This window comes from Syntrophus sp. (in: bacteria) (assembly GCF_040768185.1).
Classification (GTDB): Bacteria; Desulfobacterota; Syntrophia; order Syntrophales; family Syntrophaceae; genus Syntrophus; species Syntrophus buswellii.
The window spans coordinates 13138-28339 of record NZ_JAXGNC010000012.1 but is presented as its reverse complement, the minus strand read 5'-3'; the positions used below and the strand labels follow the sequence as shown (position 1 = coordinate 28339).

Here is a 15202-nt window from a genome sequence, read left to right as displayed (position 1 = left end):
GGCTATTTTACAACAACTTCAACTCTGCGGTTAAGCGGTTCTCTTATATTTTTCCCTGTTTGAACGGCGGGGTCCCACGCCCCGTGGTACCTGAGCTCCATCGATTCGGAGCGAATGCCGTGGGAGAGGAGCACATCCCGGACCATCTCGGCGCGGGCGTAGGACAGTCTCATATTGGTCTCGTCGTCCCCGGTGGCATCCGTGTGGCCGATAATGCTTATTTCATAGAACATCCTCTTGGCATCCCTATCGCGGATGACGGACAGGAGTCCGGGGATTTGGCTCTTTGACCTGGCCGTCAGCTCTGTTGTGTCATGCAGAAAATAGAACACAAACGTCATCGGCTCTGAGGGAAGGGCCTTCATGGAACTGCCGAAAAGCAGATCAATTTGGCCCGGGTCCATTCCTTTCGGGTCCGACAGGCGCTCCCCGGATCCGGTGACTTCCAGCGCGGCATTTGGAATGTTCAGTATCCTGGTTCCGCCTTTTGCGGCAACAGTTATTGAACCAACCCCGCCATCGGCATCCTGAAGCAGGACAATGGTCTCCCGTGGAGTTGCGCAGCCGGATAGAAACGTCAAGGCCAGGAGAACGAAAAGAGATCCCCTGATTTTCCTGCATGCTGTGTTCATGGCGAAAAACGGTAATGGGGGATCCTGGTCTTAATCGACTTTAATGTTGTATGTGGTGCCGCGGACGCCGATAACAGACTGGGGAGTCTCAAGGACGACAGCCTCCGGGGAGAGCTTGGTCATTTTTCCGGAGACAAAGGAGGCGACGCCTTTGGCCAGTCGGTTGACCATGGAAAATTGTCTGAGGGCCGGCTTGAAGACAAACTCCTTCAGTTCCAGGCGGGAATTCGGCCCAAGGCTTATTCGTGAATGATCCTTGAAAATGATGCCCACGGAACCATCCGCCCCTGTCCGGACGGTATCCCTGGAGTAGACGGGAGCGCCTTCCAGGGCCGTGACAACGGTCCCGTTCCGTTCGATGATAACCTCACCTTTGCACTTTCGCAGGCTGCCGGAAGCTTCATCTGAAGCATTGACGGTCCATGTAAAAGAAAGCATTAGAAAAACCGCAAACAAAACCCGCAGAGATACCGTTCTGTTCATACAAGCCTCCGTTTTTTATCGTCAATTTCTAAAGGTCCCTGAAGCGCACCATGCTATGGTGTGCGCATAAGATGCATAAATTGAACCCTGATCAGAGACGGCGACGGCTTCGGAGGAGGTCGATTTCTTTCCAGCGGGTGTTGGGGATTGATGAAGGGGAAGGGGGACCTGGCCCAGATTCCATGTCCTGCCGCAGCGGAGGCAGCGGGGATTGCTCCTGGATGTGTCGGGGCAGGGAGTGTTTCTTGAGGCTTTGGAAACCTGGGCGGCCTTTTAGCCATCAAAAAAGCCGGTCCTCCCGGCTGAATCGGCATCATGAAGGGGGGGCAATCTTGCGGGAGGAAAGGCCCAGCAGGGCAGACTCCTAGCGTTGCCTGCGCCGGGCCCTTTTTCCTATTTGCGGCTCCGCCGCGTCACTGCCAGGTTGTCACGGTGAATGACTTCGTCATAGTCCTTGTGTCCGAGAACCTGTTCGATTCTTGACGTTCTGAGTCCCATGATCTTCCGGATATCGCCGGCGCTGTAATTGACCAGGCCCTTCGCCAGGGGAATACCGTCCCTGTCGACACAGGTGACCGGATCTCCCACGACAAAGTCTCCTTCCACACTGACGATTCCTGAAGGGAGCAGGCTTTTCCCTTCTTCCAGGATCGCAATGCGTGCACCGTTGTCGATGCTCAGGATGCCCCGGGATCTCAGGGTGAAGGCGATCCAGTATTTCCTGCTGTTGAGGTGCTCCTTCATTGGCAGAAAGAGGGTGCCCACTTCGTCTCCGTCAAAGATCCGCGACAGGACGTCCTTCTCTTTGCCCGGGGCAATGATGCAGGGGATCCCGAAGGCTGTCACCTTTTTGGCTGCCATGACCTTGCTTTTCATCCCTCCCGTTCCGACGGAGGTTCCCTCCTCTGAGGCGGCCGTCTCGATGTCCTCAGTGATTTCCCGGACAAGGGGAATGAGGCGGGCGTCCTTGAATTCAGCCGGATTGCGGTCATAGAGCCCGGGCGTGCTGGTCAAATTGATCAGCATCTGGGCTTCGATGATGTTGGCGATCATGGCGGCAAGGTTGTCGTTGTCGCCGAACTTGATCTCGTCGATGGCCACCGTGTCGTTTTCATTGATGATGGCGATGACGCCCCATTCCATCAGCGTGGAAAGTGTGTTGCGCACGTTGAGGAAGCGCCGGCGATCGGTCAGATCGCTCATGGTGAGGAGGATCTGCGCGACATAAAGGCCGTGCTTCCCGAAGTCGTTGGAGTAAACACGCATCAATCGGCCCTGCCCGATGGCGGCCGCCGCCTGCTTCTGGGGGATGCTCCTCAACGCCGCGGTTATGCCGAGGCGATGTTTTCCGGAGGCAATGGCTCCCGATGTGACCAGGACGACCTGAAAACCCTTCCGGGTCAGGGCGGCAATCTGATCCACAAGATGCTGGATGATCTCCAGGTCCAGGCCGTCAGCCCCTGTGAGTACGGCGCTGCCTATTTTGATCAGGACTCTTTTTACATTTTTCAGCACATCTTCCCTGTTCTCATTCATGTTCTTCTGCCTGTTTTCTAATATTTCCAAGAGCTTCTCCGATCTTGTTCAGCAGGGCGGGGATGCCGTCGCCGGTCGCGGCGGAGAAAGGATAAACAGCGATGCCATGTTCCGCAAAGATCATAAGGGTATCGTCCAGTTTCTGTCGGGTGGCCGGCAGATCCGTCTTGTTGATGGCTACAATCTGGGGTTTCAGGATCAGGCTGGCGCTGTAGGAGGCCAACTCGGAATTGATGACTTCAAAATCGCGCCAGCCGCCGTCGGATTCCTCCCGTGAAATGTCAAGGATGTGAAGCAGCAGGGACGTTCTCTCGATATGGCGGAGGAACTGGATTCCCATGCCAACTCCCTCGTGCGCCCCCTCGATAAGACCGGGGATATCTGCCAGGACGAAGGTTTGAAAATCGTCGCCGAAGCGGACGACGCCGAGATGAGGTGTCAGTGTGGTAAAAGGATAATCGGCGATTTTCGGGCGGGCTGCGGATACTCTGGAGATGAAGGTGGATTTCCCGACATTGGGCAACCCGATGATTCCCACATCGGCAAGCAGCTTGAGCTCCAGTTGGATCCAACGCTCTTCGCCGGGGATTCCAGGCTGGGCAAACCGGGGGGCCCGATTGGTCGCGGTGGCGAACCGGGCATTACCGCGTCCGCCGATGCCTCCGTGAGCGACGACATACCTCTGGCCCTCCTGGACGAGATCGGCCAGCACCTCTCCGGATTCGACATCCATCACCAGTGTGCCGACCGGAACGGGAACGATGAGATCGGGAGCGCTCCGACCCGTCCGGTTGCTTCCTTCGCCATGGCCTCCGCTTTTGGCCACGTGGTGCTGGTTGTATTTCAGGCTCAGCAGGGTATTGTGGCTTGCGGAGGCCAGCAGAACCACGTCGCCTCCCTTTCCGCCGTCGCCGCCGTTTGGGCCACCGAAGGGAACGTACTTCTCTCTGCGGAAGCTGATGCAGCCCCTGCCTCCGTCTCCGGCCCTTACGTAGATCTTTGCTTCATCAATGAATTTCATGAGGAATTCTGGCTTTTCTGCCTGAACGTGCCCTGGAGCGATGCGAACGGCTTCAGGCTGCCGGGGCAGCTCCCGAAAATAAAAAGGCACTGAAACAGTGCCTTCATCTTCTTTGCGCGGCAACCAGCCCGTTATCTATTCCTGCTGACAGACTATCTCAAACCTTTACGGCAACCTGCATTCCGGATTCCGGAAACGCTCGGGACCCTCCAGCACAACAACGGGCTTTCAGGCTGCTTCGTAAACACTGACTTTCTTTCTTTTCTTGTCGTACCGTTCAAATTTCACCACGCCATCGATCAGAGAATAGAGGGTGTAATCCTTGCCCATGCCGACGTTGTTGCCGGGATGAATTTTGGTCCCCAGCTGACGAATGATGATGGACCCTGCATGAATGCTCTGGCCGCCGTACACCTTGACCCCGCGCCTCTGGGAATTGCTGTCTCTGCCGTTCCGGGAACTTCCCTGTCCTTTCTTGTGTGCCATGACGCCCTCCGCTTAAACCGAAATTTCCTTGATTCTCATCTGTGTCAGTTGCTGGCGATGCCCCGTTTTCTTATGGAAGCCCTTTCGCCTTTTCCTCTTGAAAACATAAATCTTCGGACCTTTGGTCTGGGAGACGATTTCACCGACAACTTTCGCGCCTTCCACAACAGGCGTTCCCACCCGGACCTCTCCTTCCCTTGCTACCATCAGCACACAGTCGAAGACCACGCTATCTCCTTTGCCGCCATCGAGCTTTTCAACGGTCAGCAATTCTCCTTCTGAAACCCTGTGTTGTTTCCCGCCTGTCCTGATAACTGCATACATATCCATGTCATCCTTCTTATCAGTTAAAATTTGAATTGATGATTATAAAAATATTGCCGTATTTGTCAATCCTTTTGTTGAGGGGCCAGTGAAAATTTCCGGAAACGCCGGATGATTTCCATCCCATTACGGGGAAAACAAGGTTTCCAGCTTTCGGAGCTCCATCAGCGGTACGATGTCTCGCTCGAATTCGAGCACCTCGGTGAGAATTTCGCCCGGCTTGACCCCCCCCTCCGATCCGAAGAGCAGCCGGAGTCTCAGCGTTCCGCATTCTTTTGAAAGTTCAAGAGCCTCCACCAGGGGACGGATGTCACGGACGATCTTCCGGCCCTTTTTTTCTCGAAGGATCGAAAAGGAGGATGCCTCCCGGAATTCAGCCGCTTTCTGCTCCACCCGGGGCCATGGAACGTCAGCCGCCAGGCGTTCCGGTACGGTGATTTCGTAGACGAACCCGCGAATGGTGTCTGAAAGGGACGGGGTCCCCGGAAGGATTTCAGTCATTTCCACCACTTCCAGCCCTTCGGGAAGACCGGAATTGATCGCTCCGGCAAGGTCCCCCGGCCCTGAAGAGAGGTTCCGAAGATGAATATCGGCATACTCCCCTTCGCTTTCCATGCCGACGGCCGTGGCAAAGGCAAAAGAAATCTTCGGATGAGGATGGAAGCCTTCGGTAAAGACAAAGGTCGAACCCGTTTTTTTGATGGCCCGGATCAGGGCTTCCGTGATTTCCAGGTGGGACAGCAGCCTGGCCCTTCCCAGTTTCCGGAAAATCATCCGGAGGCATGAGGCCGGAACATGCGGCTCCGGTTCCTGGCCGGGCCGGCCGGTAGCGGCTTCACAAGGCTTCTGCTGTTCGGTGTGCGCCTTTTCGATCCGGAATTCCTTGAAATCGCAGACGCCGCATTGGCGGCAGGCCCCGTTCCGGCAGTCCTCCGTCAACGTGCCGGAAAGGGAATTCTGGAGTTCCTGGAGCAGAAAATCCCTGCTCACGCCGCAGTCTATGGAATCCCACGGCAGGGCCTCGTCGAAGGTGCGCTCCCTGAGATAGGCGTCCGCCGAGATGTCCAGGTCCTCCATGGCCTGCTCCCAGAGATCGAACTGCAGTTGATCGCTCCAGCCGTCAAACCGCCCGCCGAGACGAAACACCCTTTCGATGAGATTTCCCAGGGACTGGTCCCCCCGGGAGAAGAGCCCCTCAAGCAGGCTCATCCGGCGGTCGTGGAGCTTGACGCTGATGCTGCGGCTGCGGACGGCTTTTCTCACATACTGCTGCCTCTCCGCAATTTCGTCCATCCCGATCTGTCGGTGCCATTGAAAGGGTGTGTGAGGCTTGGGAATGAAGGTCGAAAGGCTCAGGGTAACCTGCCCCCGGTTCCGGGCCTGCCTCAGGACCCTGTGCCCCAGTTCGACGATGCCGTCCAGATCCTCTTCCCGTTCAGACGGGAGGCCGATCATGAAATACAGCTTCACAGCCTTCCAGCCGGCGTCAAAAACCTGGGCCGTCGTGGCCAGGAGGTCCTCTTCCGTATTGCCCTTGTTGATAACGTTCCGCAGGCGCTGGGTTCCCGCCTCCGGAGCCAGGGTGAAACTCGTCTTGCGCACCTTGCGGATGCCTTCGATGAGCGTCCGCGTGAGGGTTTCCGATCGGAGAGAGGGGAGGGACAGGGCAATCCGGCGGTCGTAATACCGGTTCATGAGCCGGATCAGCAGATCCTCGATCCTGCTGTAATCGCCGGAGCTGAGAGAAAGAAGGGACAGTTCGTCATAGCCCGTGGAGGCGAGCTGCTCCTCTGCTGAAATCTCCAGGGTGTGCAGATTCCTCTCCCGGACGGGCCTCCAGACCATTCCGGCCTGGCAGAACCGGCATCCCCTGGTGCATCCCCTGGCGATTTCCAGGGTGATGCGGTCATGAATGGTTTTCATCAAAGGGACCACGGGAGCTGACGGCATCCGCCATGAATCGAGATCGGACACGATCCGTTTGCGGATCCTCCGGCCTGAAACATGCGTGGGAACATAAATGCCGGGAATGGACGCGAGCTGCTCCAGCCGTCGGTTCCGGTCATATTTCCCGGCCTTTGCCTGTCTCAGGGCTGCGGCGATTTCGGAGATCACCTCCTCGCCTTCGCCGATCACGAAAGCGTCAATGAAAGGTGCCATCGGGGCGGGATTGAATGTGCAGGGTCCGCCGGCGATAACGAGGGGGGCGTCCTGAGAGCGCTCGGAACACCGCAGGGGAATGCCGCCGAGCTCCAGCATATTGAGGACATTGGTATAGGACAATTCATATTGAAGTGAGAATCCGACCAGATCGAACGCCGACAGGGGCGTTCGGGATTCCAGCGTCGTCAGCGCAAGCCCGTGGGTGCGCAGCACTTTTTCCATGTCCGGCCAGGGGGCGTAGCATCGTTCGGCGGCCACATCGGGGTAACCGTTTAGGATTGCGTAGAGAATCTGAAGGCCCAGATGGGACATGCCGACCTCGTAAGTGTCGGGAAAGGCCAGCGCGATGCGGACGGAGCAGGAGCCCGGATCCTTTCGGATGGAATTGACTTCTCCCCCGAGATAACGGCTCGGTTTGGAAACCAAGGCAAGAAGCTCTTCCTGGTTTATTGACAATTCTCGATGCTCCCTTCAGATTCCCTTTTCAAGGTATTCCCGGTACCGATAGGGATTATTGAGAATTTCCCTGTGTTTTGAACGGGCGAACTGTTCCGGAAAGGTGGCCCGGGAGAGATAGGACAGGGCATCGGCCTTGAAGGTTTCCAGGAGCTCCTGGAATACGGTCCCGGCGTCCCGCGTCTTGACGAAGGTCCGTTCCTTTCTGTATTCGTACGGCATTTCCTTTCCGAAGACGGAGGTCGTCAGTCTGTAATGGTCCGATTCCAGAAAATAGTCCGCCTTCAGCTCCATCTGGATCGTCACGATCAGGATGACGCTCGTCGTATCAGCCGCAATGACCCGCGAGGCATCCCAGATGTGCATGGTCAGTCCGTTGGGCAGGTTGATTTCTTCAATTTGTCGTTTCATGGTTGATGGTGTCCTTACGTTTCCTGTTTCGAAAATACTGGAATTCATCTTTTCCGTTCTTTTCGAGAGCTGACTCCTTATCATCTTTATGCTTGACCTGCAAATCCATTCCTCTTATAGTCCCTTTTCATCCATGGAAGCCGAAAATTCGAACCCAGACAACACCTTTGTTCATCTTTGTCAGCCGGATTCCTGCAAGTCCTGCGGCGCCTGCTGCGGATTGTACAATTATGCCGAAAGCGGCCGAGAATCGTTGATTTGCCGGTTGCGCTGGCGAACCGCGCTTTTTCCCGAGATCGTGAAAAGTCCGGGCGATCTGGAACACTATTCGAACCTGGTCCGCAGCTCGGAAGACCAGGCCCGCCGCTATGAGGTGATTTACTGCTGTGAATACCTTGGTTTTCTCGATCCCGGAGAGAAGCGGGTCGGTTGCCTTCTTCACCCCCTTCAGAACGGCGGCGTGGATCTTCGGGGCGTTTCATTCTACGGCCGGGAGCTCTGTGACGGCCATTTCTGCCCCAGTTACACGTATCTGACGAAAGAGGAAAAACTGGCGCTGATTTTCGTCCTGGACGACTGGTATCTCTACGGACTGTGCGTGACGGATATCGATCTTGTAAAATCCTACTTCCGCATGGTCGGTGACCGTCTCCTGGAGACGCCCCACCCGGAAAAAATGAAATCGGAACCCCTGCGGAAGATCGTTCGGGAGTTTTTCGAGCTGAAGCTGGCCTGGCCGTACAGCGATCCGGCGGTGAACCGGCTGGGAAAGTATTTTTTTGACGGATCCGAGTACAGGATTGATCGCATAGATTATGAAGCCCTGGGATGCAAAACGTCACGCTTCGATTCCATCCTTCTGAGCCTTTCCTCCCGTTTTACAGGCAGGGACGAACTTCTGGCCGCCGAGAAGATTCTTCAAGGACACATCGATGCCTTCGTCGAGGCTTATTCCGCCTCGCGCTGACATTCCGTTGCGCCGTCTTCCTGCGGACAGAATAAAAAGGAGTGGGCTGATTCCTGAGTGATATGATTTTTGCTTGAGAGCTCTATTGTAATTATGGAAACCATGAATAAACAGATCCTGATCTCGAAGGATGCCATTGACCGGCGCGTCGGGGAACTGGGCGAACAGATATCACGGGATTACGCCAACAGCGAACTCATTGTTGTCGGCGTTCTCAAGGGGGCTTTTATTTTTATGGCCGACCTGATCCGGGCGCTGCGCATTCCCTGCCGGGTTGATTTTGCAAGGCTGGCCAGCTATGGTTCAGGGGCGTCGAGTTCCGGCAAGGTGGTCATGACGAAGGATATTGAAACCTCCATCAAGGGGAGGGATATCCTGATTGTCGAGGATATTGTGGATACGGGACTGACCTTGAAATTTCTCGTGGACTGGTTCCTGGAACGGAATCCCCGCTCCCTGAAGGTTTGTGCATTTCTCGATAAGCGGGGGCGGCGCAAGGTTCCTTTTGAGGCTGACTATGTCGGATTTACTGTGGACGATGCCTTTGTAATAGGATATGGCCTCGATTTCAACGAAAAAGGTCGATTTCTGCCGGATGTGTATCGTGTTGACGAACTGTAAGGTCTTTAATCCGGAATCCTTGAAGGGGAATAACTATGATTATCCAGTGTATTAAATGTTCTACCCGGTTCCGCTTTGATGAGTCTCTGATGGAGGGTGACGGTGTGTGGGTCCGCTGCAGCCGTTGCCAGGAGGTCTTTTTTCAGGAGAATCCTGTCAGGATGACGCGCAGTGAAGAACCTGCCGCCTTGACGGAGACCGGCGCCGCGCCTCCCGAAGCGGACACGGGCCCCGCCGATTTTGACAAAACCCTCGAAATCAGCGCGAACAAGGAAGAGCTTGATACCATTCTGGCCAAGATCGAAGAGACGAAGAAAACCTTTGAGGAACATCATCAGCCGGAGGCCCTCGTCACGATCGAAAAAGAGAGCGGCCAGCAAGGGGTCGTGGAGGCGGAAGACGTTCAGGAGATCCTGAAATCGGAAGTTACAGGATACAAGGAATTCGAGCAGGTGGAGCTGGAGACGGAGGGCCCTGTGGCGACGCCGCCGGTCAAACGGGGTTTCTGGAGACCCTGGCGGATCATTGTCCTGATCATTTTCATCAATCTTCTTTTTGGGGGCGTGTATGTGTGGCTTTCCCCGGGAATGAGCGAGCGTCTGATCTCCAACCTGTCCTCAATGGTTCCCGCCCTCGGAAACCTGGTGGGAACGGAGACGAGCCCGGCTGAATTTCATTTGAATCAGATCAAGCTTCAAAATGTCCGGCAGCGGTTCGTCGACAACGTGACGGCGGGTCAGCTGCGGGTCATAGAGGGGGTGGCGCTGAATGCATCGAGCTACCCGGTCACGCGGATACAGGTCAAGGGAGAGCTTTATGACGGCAACGGAGTGATCATCACGGAGCGGCTGGCATACAGCGGCAATCTGCTCAGCGATGATGAATTGGCGGCCTTGTCCGAGGAAGCCCTGCAGAAGGAGCTGGACCTTCCGATGGGCAGTGACTCCCAGAATATCCGGGTGGAGCCGAAGGGGCAGATTCCCTTCATGATCATCTTCCCCCATGAACCCCCGGGGGTAGCGACGGCGAGGGTTTCAACCGTGGGAGGAGAGAAGCTGCCGAAATAAGACAGTTGTTGAGCCTGTAAGAGCGGGGGCCGGTGACGGATTTCAGTCATTGGCCCCCGTTTTTTGTTCGTCCCGGAACGCACGCCAACCGGGTTGCGCCATCTGCCCCGCTGCGTTCGCAGGTCTGCGCCGCCATCACCCCGCCCGTTAGTTCCTACGAGGCGGGACTGGAACTATGAAGCGGTCCGCACATGGCGGGTGGCGATGATGTTGCAGGATGTATCCGCCGGTTTTGAAATGAGGATGTCTCCGATACGCACCGGCGCCTTTAAACGGACTGCCTTGATGGCCTCCATGACCTTGGCGATGCTGGCCAGCGGGATGGCGGAATCGGTTCGAACGCTGACCAGGGGAAAGTCTCCGCCTTCCACCAGGATACTGCTGGCAATGGTTCTCATGGGGTTGATGAGTTCCTGCTCCGCCCATTCCGGACCCCTCTTGCAGTGATAGCCGACAACCTCCTTGATCACGGGCGTCGGCCCGTCCTCCAGGGTAATCTCCAGCGGGCAGCCGTTCGGGCACAGGACGCAGGTCAGTTCTTTTTTGATCATGCCACGGACACCTCCAGTCTGCCGGCTTCGGAAATCTTCTCCGCCTTGACCTTGATGTGGATCATTTCCGCAGGGTGAAGCCTCAGCATTTTCTTGTTTGCCACCAGCCTTTCGCCATCGTTTACCTTGACGACGCGATTCCGGGAGGGAGATGCCACCCGGAGGGAAAGGGTCACGTCCCGCCGGCCGCTGACGCTCTGCGGGAGGACATAGCGAACCCCTTCTCCGGCCAGAATCGGAATGGATTTTTGGGGCGGGGAAATCTCCCCGTTGAGGTATTGAACGGCAAACTGCCCGGCCAGGGCGGACTCCTCCGAAACCCAGTCCGCCAGGTCATGGACATGAAGAACATTTCCGCAGGAGAAAACGCCGGGAATGCTGGTCATCAGGGTATCGTCCACGGAAGCGCCGCTGGTCCGCGGCTCGATGGCAATGGAGGCGTTCCGGGAAAGCTCGTTTTCCGGAATGAGGCCCACCGAAAGCAGCAGGGTGTCGCAGGGGACGAACCACTCCGTTCCCGGAATCGGTTTGAAACTTCCGTCCATGCGGGCCACGGTCACCCCCGTCAAGCGCTCTTTCCCATGAATCTGGACGACGGATGTGGCGAGGTGAAGGGGAATCCCATAGTCGTTCAGGCACTGCTGAATGTTGCGGGGCAACCCGCTGGAGTAGGGGAGAAGCTCGAAGACGCCCTCCACCCTGGCCCCTTCCAGGGTCATCCGGCGGGCCATGATCAGGCCGATATCCCCTGAGCCCATGATGACCACCCGCTTACCGACCATGATATTCTGCAGGTTGATGAAGTTCTGGGCCGCTCCCGCCGTGTAGATCCCCGAGGGGCGCGTGCCGGGAAGGGAAATCGCCCCGGCTGTGCGTTCCCGGCAGCCCATGGCCAGGATCACCGCCCGGGCGTCAATCTTTGTGAAGCCGTTCCGGGAGCTGACGAAAAGGTTCCGCTCGGCGTCCATGTTGAGGACAATGGTTCCCAGCATCACTTCGCCCTTCATCTTTTCGTATTCGTCGATGTAGCGCTGGGCGTATTCCGGCCCGGTGAGTGCTTCGCCGAAGCGGTGCAGTCCAAATCCGTCATGGATGCACTGATTGAGGATCCCTCCGAGGATTCGGTCCCTTTCGAGAAGGAGGACATTGTCGCAGCCGTTCTGACGGGCGGACACCGCCGCCGACAAACCGGCCGGTCCTCCTCCGATAACCACCAGATCGCGTTTTAGAGTTTGCATCGTCTTGTCTTTCCTATCGCACTCGACCGGCAAAAAGCGGGGAAGCAGCGTGCTGTAATAAATAGTCTTCGGGCCTGTACCCGAATTCCTTTTCCAGGATCGCAACGATCCTGGGCAGGCAGAACCCGCCCTGGCAGCGGCCCATCATGGCCCGGGAGCGGTATTTCAGCCCGTTGATCGTGCGGACGCCCAGGGGGTTCTGGATGGCGTCCAGGACCTCTTTGCGGGTGATCTGTTCGCAGCGGCAGACGACCTCCCCGTAATCGGGGTCCTGGGCTACGAGATCCGCCTTTTCTTCCGGGGACAGCTCGAAAAAGAATCCTGCCCGGCCCTCCCGTTCGGCAATAAAGGAGTCCTTCAGCGGAAGGGGCAGAAGTTCCTCCACCAGATTCCGGACCATCAGGCCGATGGCCGGCGCGGAGGTCAGGCCGGGACTTTCGATGCCCACGAGATTGATGAAACCGGGGATGTCTTTGCGGCTCTCGATGACAAAGTCCCGGAACCCACCTTCGCTGGGCGGGGCCTGCTTGGCCCTCAAGCCGGAGAAATTGCGGATGAAATCCGCTGCTGAAATCCCTGGCAGGAGTTCGTGCCCCTCTTTCTTGAGGAGGTTCATGATCTCCGCCGTAGAGGCGTAATCGTCCGCTTCATCGACGTATTCGTTGCTGGGACCGATGAGGATATTGCCGTCCACGGTGTTCGTCAGGTGGATGCCGAGTCCGGCGCCTCCCTTGTGGGGAGCCGGATAGACAAGCAGCGACAGGGATCCGGCCAGCCGCTTGTCCAGGATGAGGTATTCCCCGCGGCAGGGGTAGATCCTGTATTCGTCGATTCCCAGCATCCGGCAGATCGCATCGGAGTAGAGGCCGGCGGAATTGATCAGGACCCTGCTCCTGAAGCGTTCTCCTTGGCGGGTGGAGATGTCAAATCCTTCTGCCGTCCTGCTGATCGCCGTCACCTGCTGTCCGAGATGATAGGAAACCCCGTTGGTGTAAGCGTTTTCAGCCAGGGCGATGGTGAGGCCGTAGGGACAGATGATGCCTGTGCTCGGAGAATGGAGGGCCATGATGCCTCCGATGCCTGGCTGCAGCTTCTCCATCTGTTCCCTGTTCAGAATGGACAGACCGGGAACGCCGTTGGCCTCTCCCTGCTCCTTGAGGGAATGGAGCGTTTTTATATCCGCCTGCTCCTGAGCCACCGTGAGTTTTCCGATATACTGGATCTTGACTTTGAGGTCTTTGCAGAGGGCTCCCATCATGGCATTGCCCCGGACATCGAGCTCCGCCCGAAGCGTGCCGGGTTTGTAGTGGATGCCGGAGTGGACCACGCCGCTGTTCCGGGAACTGGTCCCGCCTCCTACATCAAGCTCTTGTTCAAGCACTGCCGTCTTGATATCGAATCGGGAAAGTTCCCGGGCGATGGCATTGCCCACCACCCCTGCGCCGATGACGATCACATCGTAGAAATTGGTCATGTCAATTCGAATGTTCCTCTGAGAGTTGTTGCTTTCAAGGATTTTTATACATCCCGGCCAGATACGTCTGATCCGAAACGTACGCGAAGCTCATATCAGAAAACGTTCAGTCTTTCAACGAGGACAAGAGGATAAAATCAAAAAAAGAAGGCCGGCCGCTTTTCACATCCGTGAGCTGCAGAACCGGCCTTCCTTGCCTTCAGTGATGGAGAAGTAATCAGTCTTTAATTCCAGCTAACCGCTTCGCGGCCTTCTTCTTGCTTTCGGTGTCTGTCTCACGGAAAATGGTCACCCGATGCGCTTCGGCAGATCCGCCGCCATGGATGTCGGAGATGGTGTCGGCGCTTTCCAGGGCCATCTTTTCCACCAGGCGGAACATCCTGATGCGATTTTCCACGGGGACACTGTCAACGCCCTTGAGATATTTCTTCAGGAGCCCACCGATTTCCGGATTCTCGAAATCCCTGTCGGAGGGAAGATCTGCAACGAAACCACCGGCGATGTCTATCATGAGCCTCGTTGCCTCGGCCATCTCTTTACCCTCATGGATCTTGGAGGCGTTGGCCAGGACTGTATCAATGAAGTAGTTTCCCGATGGCTGCTGTTTTCCTTCATAAGACGATGCCAGGCAGCAGCCGTACAGCGTCTCCGCCCTGTGGATCATATCGATGACCTTCTGTTTGAGATGGCTCAACTTTGCGGTGCCGTTGTAGTCCATCATGGTGAGGGCGGCGCCGGTCATGCAGTCGATCTTTCCGGATTTGCAGCCACCGTGGCTCTGGCGGTGGAACGAGGAAAACTTGACCACCATGTCCACTGCGAATTCCGTTTCGCCGCACATAAAAACACGGTTCCAGGGAACGAAAACATCGTTGAAGATCAGGGTGGGGCAGTACTTGGAATAATACATGTTTCCGCAGTCATAGCCGTCAAGCTCTCTCTTGTCGAGGCTGGAGCGGCCGACCACATGGATGAGCCCCGGGCTGTCGGCGGGAATCGCGAAGGCGACGGCGTAGTCTCCGTCGTTCTTGCCCATGGCACGGGTGGGCAGCACGATGATTTCATGGGAGGAAAGAGAGCCCGTCTGGTGGGACTTGGCACCCCGGACCACGATCCCGTCTTCCCTCTTTTCCACGATGCGGAGAAACATATCCTTGTCCACCTGCTCGTGGGGCGCCAGCGAGCGGTCGCCCTTTACGTCGGTGACTCCAGCGTTTCCCGTGAGGTCGTTTTTCTGCATGTGCTTGAGGAATTCCAAAAAGTTTTCATTGTAGTGGGTGCCGTATTTCTTGTCGATGTCATAGGTGACAATGGCCAGGGTGGACAGACAGTCCAGGCCGGTGCACCTCTGATGGCAGGTTCCCACGTAATTGGCCACTTTGCGGTTGATCTTCACCCGCGCTACGAGATCCGTTATGCTGGCCGGCGGCAGGGTGAAACGGCTTACCGGTTCGTTGATCAAGGGGCTGATCGTAACGAAAAGATCCTTATTTTCCGGCATGCTGGCCAGCTCATAGGTCGCGCCCGTGGCTTCGATGCCGGCGCGGATCCGGGGATTGTCGACGACGTTGGTGATCTTTTCTCCAAACATATAGACCGTGGGTTTGAGAGCCCGCAGCGATTCAATGTACTCTTCCTTTGTCTTAAGACCCATGAAACTTTCCTCCTAGAAACTTCAGATATTGTCAACTATAATCAAACGGAAGGGATCGCGATGGTCGGCAGGTTCCGTTTAACTGCTGAGGCCCTTTTTTTTCCCAGCGGCCACGGTG

The 15202-nt window shown here is 56.5% G+C and carries 15 protein-coding genes and 1 pseudogene; 4 read left to right on the top strand and 12 right to left on the bottom strand.

Annotation, left to right across the window (positions count from 1 at the left end):
* Positions 1–2 precede the first annotated feature (2 nt).
* From AB3175_RS11395 to AB3175_RS11360, 8 genes are all read right to left on the bottom strand, one after another.
* Complete coding sequence (locus tag AB3175_RS11395) at positions 3–632, bottom strand: OmpA family protein (RefSeq protein ID WP_367361060.1); 630 nt, start codon at positions 630–632, stop codon at positions 3–5.
* Between the two features lie 30 nt (positions 633–662).
* Positions 663–1115, bottom strand: a complete 453-nt coding sequence (locus AB3175_RS11390) for a FecR domain-containing protein (protein ID WP_367361059.1) — start codon at positions 1113–1115, stop codon at positions 663–665.
* 393 nt (positions 1116–1508) lie between these two features.
* Positions 1509–2651, bottom strand: coding sequence for a glutamate 5-kinase (gene proB / locus AB3175_RS11385; RefSeq protein WP_367361110.1), 1143 nt, complete (start codon positions 2649–2651; stop codon positions 1509–1511).
* Positions 2644–3672, bottom strand: a complete 1029-nt coding sequence (obgE, locus tag AB3175_RS11380) for a GTPase ObgE (RefSeq protein WP_367361058.1) — start codon at positions 3670–3672, stop codon at positions 2644–2646. Before obgE ends, proB begins: the two co-directional genes overlap by 8 nt.
* Before the next feature lie 228 nt (positions 3673–3900).
* Complete coding sequence (gene rpmA, locus AB3175_RS11375; protein ID WP_367361057.1) at positions 3901–4158, bottom strand: 50S ribosomal protein L27; 258 nt, start codon at positions 4156–4158, stop codon at positions 3901–3903.
* Positions 4159–4170: 12 nt separating this feature from the next.
* On the bottom strand, positions 4171–4482 hold the full coding sequence (gene rplU / locus AB3175_RS11370) for a 50S ribosomal protein L21 (protein WP_367361109.1): 312 nt from the start codon (positions 4480–4482) through the stop codon (positions 4171–4173).
* A 126-nt stretch (positions 4483–4608) separates the two neighbouring features.
* Positions 4609–7101 carry a TIGR03960 family B12-binding radical SAM protein gene (locus AB3175_RS11365; RefSeq protein ID WP_367361056.1) on the bottom strand — a complete coding sequence of 831 codons (2493 nt, stop codon included), beginning with the start codon at positions 7099–7101 and terminating at the stop codon, positions 4609–4611.
* Positions 7102–7116: 15 nt separating this feature from the next.
* Positions 7117–7512: a hypothetical protein gene (locus AB3175_RS11360; protein WP_367361055.1), complete on the bottom strand. Its 396-nt coding sequence runs from the start codon at positions 7510–7512 to the stop codon at positions 7117–7119.
* Positions 7513–7810: 298 nt separating this feature from the next.
* On the opposite strand from AB3175_RS11360, the gene AB3175_RS11355 reads away from it, so the two are divergent.
* The 4 genes and pseudogenes from AB3175_RS11355 to AB3175_RS11340 all read left to right on the top strand — a co-directional run bounded on the left by AB3175_RS11355 (position 7811) and on the right by AB3175_RS11340 (position 10167).
* A complete protein-coding gene (locus AB3175_RS11355; protein ID WP_367361054.1) occupies positions 7811–8479 on the top strand; it encodes a hypothetical protein in 669 nt (222 codons plus the stop codon).
* A gap of 102 nt (positions 8480–8581) precedes the next feature.
* Positions 8582–9100, top strand: coding sequence for a hypoxanthine phosphoribosyltransferase (gene hpt / locus AB3175_RS11350; RefSeq protein WP_367361053.1), 519 nt, complete (start codon positions 8582–8584; stop codon positions 9098–9100).
* Positions 9101–9135: 35 nt separating this feature from the next.
* Positions 9136–9231 (top strand): annotated as a pseudogene (locus AB3175_RS11345) (zinc-ribbon domain-containing protein); the annotation flags it as partial.
* Positions 9232–9261: 30 nt separating this feature from the next.
* Positions 9262–10167: a DUF3426 domain-containing protein gene (locus tag AB3175_RS11340; protein ID WP_367361108.1), complete on the top strand. Its 906-nt coding sequence runs from the start codon at positions 9262–9264 to the stop codon at positions 10165–10167.
* Between the two features lie 173 nt (positions 10168–10340).
* Here AB3175_RS11340 and AB3175_RS11335 read toward each other — a convergent pair whose 3' ends face one another.
* The 4 genes from AB3175_RS11335 to AB3175_RS11320 all read right to left on the bottom strand — a co-directional run bounded on the left by AB3175_RS11335 (position 10341) and on the right by AB3175_RS11320 (position 15084).
* Complete coding sequence (locus tag AB3175_RS11335; protein ID WP_367361052.1) at positions 10341–10718, bottom strand: DUF1667 domain-containing protein; 378 nt, start codon at positions 10716–10718, stop codon at positions 10341–10343.
* The gene (locus AB3175_RS11330) at positions 10715–11956 is read right to left on the bottom strand and encodes an NAD(P)/FAD-dependent oxidoreductase (protein ID WP_367361051.1); all 1242 of its coding nucleotides are present in this window, start codon (positions 11954–11956) and stop codon (positions 10715–10717) included. Before AB3175_RS11330 ends, AB3175_RS11335 begins: the two co-directional genes overlap by 4 nt.
* A gap of 13 nt (positions 11957–11969) precedes the next feature.
* On the bottom strand, positions 11970–13430 hold the full coding sequence (locus tag AB3175_RS11325; protein ID WP_367361050.1) for an NAD(P)/FAD-dependent oxidoreductase: 1461 nt from the start codon (positions 13428–13430) through the stop codon (positions 11970–11972).
* 217 nt (positions 13431–13647) lie between these two features.
* Positions 13648–15084: a 4-hydroxyphenylacetate 3-hydroxylase N-terminal domain-containing protein gene (locus tag AB3175_RS11320; RefSeq protein ID WP_367361049.1), complete on the bottom strand. Its 1437-nt coding sequence runs from the start codon at positions 15082–15084 to the stop codon at positions 13648–13650.
* Positions 15085–15202 lie beyond the last annotated feature (118 nt).

Bases quoted from the DNA above. Each gene is read 5' to 3' on its own strand.
- AB3175_RS11395 (WP_367361060.1), bottom strand. From the start codon at position 632: ATGAACACAGCATGCAGGAAAATCAGGGGATCTCTTTTCGTTCTCCTG.
- AB3175_RS11390 (WP_367361059.1), bottom strand. From the start codon at position 1,115: ATGAACAGAACGGTATCTCTGCGGGTTTTGTTTGCGGTTTTTCTAATG.
- proB (WP_367361110.1), bottom strand. From the start codon at position 2,651: ATGAATGAGAACAGGGAAGATGTGCTGAAAAATGTAAAAAGAGTCCTG.
- obgE (WP_367361058.1), bottom strand. From the start codon at position 3,672: ATGAAATTCATTGATGAAGCAAAGATCTACGTAAGGGCCGGAGACGGA.
- rpmA (WP_367361057.1), bottom strand. From the start codon at position 4,158: ATGGCACACAAGAAAGGACAGGGAAGTTCCCGGAACGGCAGAGACAGC.
- rplU (WP_367361109.1), bottom strand. From the start codon at position 4,482: ATGTATGCAGTTATCAGGACAGGCGGGAAACAACACAGGGTTTCAGAA.
- AB3175_RS11360 (WP_367361055.1), bottom strand. From the start codon at position 7,512: ATGAAACGACAAATTGAAGAAATCAACCTGCCCAACGGACTGACCATG.
- hpt (WP_367361053.1), top strand. From the start codon at position 8,582: ATGAATAAACAGATCCTGATCTCGAAGGATGCCATTGACCGGCGCGTC.
- AB3175_RS11340 (WP_367361108.1), top strand. From the start codon at position 9,262: ATGACGCGCAGTGAAGAACCTGCCGCCTTGACGGAGACCGGCGCCGCG.
- AB3175_RS11335 (WP_367361052.1), bottom strand. From the start codon at position 10,718: ATGATCAAAAAAGAACTGACCTGCGTCCTGTGCCCGAACGGCTGCCCG.
- AB3175_RS11330 (WP_367361051.1), bottom strand. From the start codon at position 11,956: ATGCAAACTCTAAAACGCGATCTGGTGGTTATCGGAGGAGGACCGGCC.
- AB3175_RS11325 (WP_367361050.1), bottom strand. From the start codon at position 13,430: ATGACCAATTTCTACGATGTGATCGTCATCGGCGCAGGGGTGGTGGGC.
- AB3175_RS11320 (WP_367361049.1), bottom strand. From the start codon at position 15,084: ATGGGTCTTAAGACAAAGGAAGAGTACATTGAATCGCTGCGGGCTCTC.